3 protein-coding genes are annotated in these 5,161 nt (G+C 61.6%); all 3 read right to left on the reverse strand.

Annotated elements, in window-relative coordinates; all coding sequences use genetic code 11:
- Window positions 1-165: 165 nt before the first annotated feature.
- A complete protein-coding gene (locus KBX14_RS11020; RefSeq protein WP_305083656.1) occupies window positions 166-2,106 on the reverse strand; it encodes an ABC transporter ATP-binding protein in 1,941 nt (646 codons plus the stop codon).
- Window positions 2,106-3,821: an ABC transporter ATP-binding protein gene (locus tag KBX14_RS11025; RefSeq protein WP_256042549.1), complete on the reverse strand. Its 1,716-nt coding sequence runs from the start codon at window positions 3,819-3,821 to the stop codon at window positions 2,106-2,108. Before KBX14_RS11025 ends, KBX14_RS11020 begins: the two co-directional genes overlap by 1 nt.
- A 354-nt stretch (window positions 3,822-4,175) precedes the next feature.
- Window positions 4,176-4,889 carry a hypothetical protein gene (locus KBX14_RS11030; RefSeq protein WP_256042550.1) on the reverse strand — a complete coding sequence of 238 codons (714 nt, stop codon included), beginning with the start codon at window positions 4,887-4,889 and terminating at the stop codon, window positions 4,176-4,178.
- Window positions 4,890-5,161 lie beyond the last annotated feature (272 nt).

The following is a 5,161-nucleotide window of genomic DNA, read 5'->3' on the forward strand; positions in this document are numbered from 1 at the left end:
CCAAACCGCCCCGCCCCCACAACCCATCACGATCTAACACCCAACCATGTTCACAACCACTTGACATAAAGCGTTTTCGGCAGCCGGGTTTAGAAAAGCCCAGGTCGGCGGGGGACAGGGAGGGAATGTGGTGCGCGAGGGGCCTCAGCGGGCCCACCGAGGGACCTAATCCTCGGAGAAGCCCGCCTGGTTGAGCTCCCAGTAGGCGCCGCGGCGGGCGAGGAGGGAGGCGTGATCGCCTTGCTCGACGATGTGGCCGTCCTGCATGACCAGGATGAGGTCGGCGTCGCGGATGGTGGAGAGCCGGTGGGCGATGACGAAGCTGGTGCGGTCGGCTTGGAGGGCGGCCATGGCGTGCTGCACCATCAGCTCGGTGCGGGTGTCCACGCTGGAGGTGGCTTCGTCGAGGATGAGCAGGGAAGGCTTCGACACGAAGGCGCGCGCAATGGTGATCAGTTGGCGTTCGCCGGCGGAGAGGGCGCCGCCGTCCTGGTCGATGACGGTGTGGTAGCCGTCGGGGAGGGTGTGCACGAAGCGGTCGACAAGGGTGGCTTTGGCGGCGGCGATGACGTCCTCGTCGGTGGCGTCGAGGCGGCCGTAGCGGATGTTTTCCAGGATGGTGCCTTCGAAGAGGGTGGCGTCCTGAAGTACCATGCCGACTTGGCTGCGCAAGTCCTGGCGCGACATCGACTGCGTATCGACGCCATCAAGGAGAATCTGGCCCGAGTCGATGTCGTAGAAGCGCATCAACAGGTTCACCAGGGTGGTTTTGCCCGCGCCGGTGGGCCCGACGATGGCGACCTTCTGGCCCGGCTGCACCTCGAGGTTGAGGTCCTGGATGAGGGGAGTGTCGGTGTAGGAGAAGTGGACGTCGATAAATTGGACGTGCCCGGAGGCGCGCTTGGGGGTGGGGTGTGACTCGCGGGGCTCCTCGGGGGCGTCGAGGAACTCGAAGACGCGCTCGGCGGACGCGACGCCGCTTTGCACCATCTGGGCCATGCCGCCGAGCTCCCCGAGCGGCTGGTTGAACTGGCGCGAGTACTGGATGAACGCCGTCGCCGCGCCGAGCGTCAGCGAGCCGTTCGCGACTTTCAGGCCGCCGAAAACCGCGATGAGGACGTAGGAAAGGTAGGAGATGAACTGCATGATCGGCATCATGAGCCCGGAGAGGAACTGCGCGGAGGCGGAGGCGGTGTAGAGGTCGCGGTTGCGGGCGTCGAAAATTTCTTGAGAGGCGTCCTGGCGGCCGAAGAGCGTGATCACCTCATGGCCCGAAAAGGACTCCTCGATGTGCCCGTTGAGCTGGCCCGTTGCGCGCCACTGCTGCTTGAAGTGACGCTGAGACCGCTTGCCGATCACCCCCACCACCAGGCCCGTCAGCGGAATCGAGACGAGGGCAAGCAGGGTGAGCTGCCACGACGCCGTAAACATCATCGCCATGATGCCCAACACCATCAGCACTGACTGCAACGCCTGCGACAGCGCCTGCTGCAACGTCTGCTGCACATTATCGACGTCGTTCGTGGTGCGCGACAGGATATCGCCGCGCTGGCCGCGGTCGAAGTAGCTCAGCGGCACCCGGTTCAGCTTCGCCTCCACCTGGGCACGCAGGCGGTAAATCTCGCGCATGACCATGCGGTTCAGCAGGAAACCCTGCAACCACATCAGCAGGCTGGCGCCGACGTAGAGCGCCAACACCGCCAAGATCAGCTGGCCGAGGCGCGAGAAATCGACGCCCACACCAGGGGTCACATCCATCCCGGACAGCATGTCCGCGAACGTGTCCTGGCCGCCCGCGCGCAGGCCCTCAATCACCTGCTCCTGGGTGGCGCCGGCGGGCAGGTGGGCGCCGATCGCGCCCGAAAAGATGACGTCCATCGCGTGGCCCATCACGCGCGGGGCGTACACATTCAGCCCGACGGACACGCACACCAGCGCCACCACCAGGGCAAACAACGCCTTGTGCGGGGCCAGCAGACCGACCAGCCGCTTCGCGGACGGCCAGAAGTTCTTCGCGGAGCGCGGGGCGCCGCCGAAGTGGCCGTCCATGGAGCCCTCGAGCTTCTGGATTTCCTCGTCTGTGAGTTCGACTTGGTCCTTAGCCATTATTTTGCCTCCACAGTCTGCTGGGACCGGACAATTTCCTGATACGTCGGCGAAGTTTGCAGCAGCTCATCGTGGGTGCCGCGGGCCACGATGCGGCCGGCGTCGAGAACCAGGATCTGGTCCGCGTTCTGGATCGAGCTGACACGCTGCGCCACCACGATCACCGTCGCGTCAGCCACGTGCTCGGCCAGCGCTGCGCGCAGCCGCGCGTCCGTGGTCATGTCGAGGGCGGAGAAAGAGTCGTCGAAGAGGAGGACGCCGCGCCGCTCCACAATCGCGCGCGCAATGCACAGGCGCTGGCGCTGCCCGCCGGACACGTTCGTGCCGCCCTGGGAAATCGGCATCTCGAGGTCATCCACGAAGGTGGCCTGCGCGATCTCGAGCGCCCGCCACAGCTGCTCATCCGTCGCATCCGGGCTGGCCACACGCAAATTCGACGCCACCGTCCCCGAGAACAAATACGGCTTCTGCGGCACCATCGCCACCGCGCCCACCAGCTGTGCACGGCGTAACGACGCCACATCCCGACCACCAACCAGCACCCGACCGCCCGTCGGCGCGTAGAGACGCGGAATCAACCCCAACAACGTCGACTTGCCCGAACCCGTCGAACCGATAATCGCGGTTGTTTCGCCAGGGTTGGCTTGGAAGGAAATGCCGTCCAGCACCGGCTCCTCCGCGCCCGGGTACGTGAAGGTCACGTCCTCGAAGGTGACGGTGCTGTTTGTCGGGGCGGCTGCGCTGGCCGGTGGCTCGATCAGCGACGGCTCGTGCTTCAACACCTCCGTGATACGGGTGGCGCACACCAGGGCGCGCGGCAGCATCATCGCCATGAACGCGCCCATCATCACCGCGGCGAGGATTTGTAGGAGGTACTGCAAGAACGCCGTCAACGACCCGACCTGCACCTCACCCGCGTCCACACGGTGGCCGCCGAACCAGAGGACCGCCGCCGTCGCCAGGTTCAGGATCAGCATGATCACCGGGAACATCATCACAAACAAATTGCCGATCCTCAGACTCAACCGCGTGAGGTCGGCGTTGGCGGCGTCGAAACGCTCGGACTCGAACTCCTCCCGCGTAAACGCACGCACCACGCGCACGCCCGCGATCTGCTCGCGCAGCACGCCATTAATACGGTCAATCTTCGACTGCATCGAGCGGAACAACGGTAGGAGGAGACCGATCAGCGCCGCCACGACCACCGCCAACACAACGACAGAAACCGCGACCAGCCAGCTCATCCCCGGATCCTCCCGAACCGCCATGACCACGCCGCCGGCCATCATGATCGGCACTGCCACCATAAAGTTCAAGAACATCAAGAACACCTGCTGGACCTGCTGCACGTCATTCGTCCCGCGCGTAATCAACGTCGCCGATCCGAAGTGCGACATGTCCTCCGCCGAAAAGCGCGACACCCGACCAAACACCTCCTCGCGGATATCGCGACCCGTGCCCATCGAGGCCCTCGACCCGAACCACACCGCCGCGCATGCCGCGATCACCTGCACAAACGCCACGGCCAGCATCACGCCGCCGGTGCGCCAGATGAAGGGGACGTCACCTTGGGAGACGCCTTCGTCGATAATTTTTGCGTTCAGGCTGGGCAGGTAGAGCGTCGCCGCAGTCGTGATTGCCTGCAGCAACACCACCGCGAGCATCGCGCCGCGGTACGGGCGCGCGTGCCTGCGCAAGAGCCTTACGAGGTCCATGGGCGGTCCTTTACAGATCGTGGAATTGGAAAGTTTGATTGTAGGCGTCATTTTTGGAGGGGGACAGGTAGTGATGATGAGTTTGCTCGAGATTTTGTGAACAGAATTGCGTTTTTGCTTGCGCCCCACTTTTCGCTTTCCGACGCCCACTTCGCCCCCACCGCGCCAACCGGGTACCATGGAATGCGGTCAGTCACCATTGCCTGTCACATTGCTAGTCTCTGATGACAGCAACAGCGTGACGACCTCCTTTCGGGTCTGGTGGGGCCCGAACCTAAAGGGCCTGGTGGGGCCCATGGTGGGGCAGCCCGCGCGGTACTACGGTACGGCGCGGGCTGTTTTGGTTGGGGGGGGTTAGAGAGGCTTACTTTTAATCACATTAGGGATGAACGCAAATCCTGCGACAATTTGGCCAAAGTCCTCGTTAATGCTTCGAAGCAGACGAATTGAATACTTGTGGAACTTCAGCAGCCGGTCTGTATCAAGCATTGGACGTAGGTGACTCGCACGATTTCTCATTTGCCTCACCTCTTGGGACCACCGATATATTGCTTCTTTCGGTTCATTACTGAAACCAACACTCAGGGCGTTGTTCCAGAGCCATAGCCTGGCATTGCTATTACTCGTTGCGCTCGGGTGCGGGAGAATGCTAGTCCACGTTCCAAAGGATAATCCGGCAACAAGATCGTGATGATTGGGTTGCTGCACCAGGCATTCTGACCGGGCTTCCCACCAGTCTTTCCACAAAGGTTGACTCGACGAAGGATGCCAATGCGAGGGAGGCGTTTTACGAACTATATGTTGCAGAGGCACGGCAGGGTTAGTAATCCACTCTGGTCCAAAACCCTGACTACAATTCCACGCCTGCAAGTTTTGGTCAATGGTGTCACGGAAAAGCACTTCTACTAGCCCAGACATCTGCGTCACCGCTGATGCCGCCTCCATGTTCCATAAATAAAGCGCTACTGCCTGATCAAGACTTCCGCCAGCGTCGAGATACGTCTGAAAACGCGCTGGCGGAATAGCATCACGGAACACGCCGAGTGACTTATGTGTGAATTTCCCCATGGGCAATGACGCTACATGAATTGAGCGTGTTTGATCTTGACTTTCGACAACTAGCCTGTACACTTGAGGACGTTAAACGGGAAAACGCCCGTACAATACAGGTCACAGGCCCTCACGAAAGTGAGGGCCTGCCCTTTTTGCCGACCCAGCAGTTAAAGTAACTGAGCCGCCGAGTTAGACTCGCTGACGAACAGTGGGTTAAGCGACAAAATGTGTGCTTTTCTCGGCGTGTCGACTTAAGTGACAAAATGTGTGCTTTTTCAGGGGTTGGG

Origin of the sequence: Corynebacterium sp. CCUG 61414, from assembly GCF_024453945.1 — a bacterium.
In the GTDB taxonomy this organism is placed as follows: Bacteria; Actinomycetota; Actinomycetes; order Mycobacteriales; family Mycobacteriaceae; genus Corynebacterium; species Corynebacterium pseudogenitalium.

What these genes read in the sequence shown, in the direction of transcription:
- KBX14_RS11020 (WP_305083656.1), bottom strand. Translation starts at nt 2,106, where the DNA reads ATGGCTAAGGACCAAGTCGAACTCACAGACGAGGAAATCCAGAAGCTC.
- KBX14_RS11030 (WP_256042550.1), bottom strand. Translation starts at nt 4,889, where the DNA reads ATGGGGAAATTCACACATAAGTCACTCGGCGTGTTCCGTGATGCTATT.
- KBX14_RS11025 (WP_256042549.1), bottom strand. Translation starts at nt 3,821, where the DNA reads ATGGACCTCGTAAGGCTCTTGCGCAGGCACGCGCGCCCGTACCGCGGC.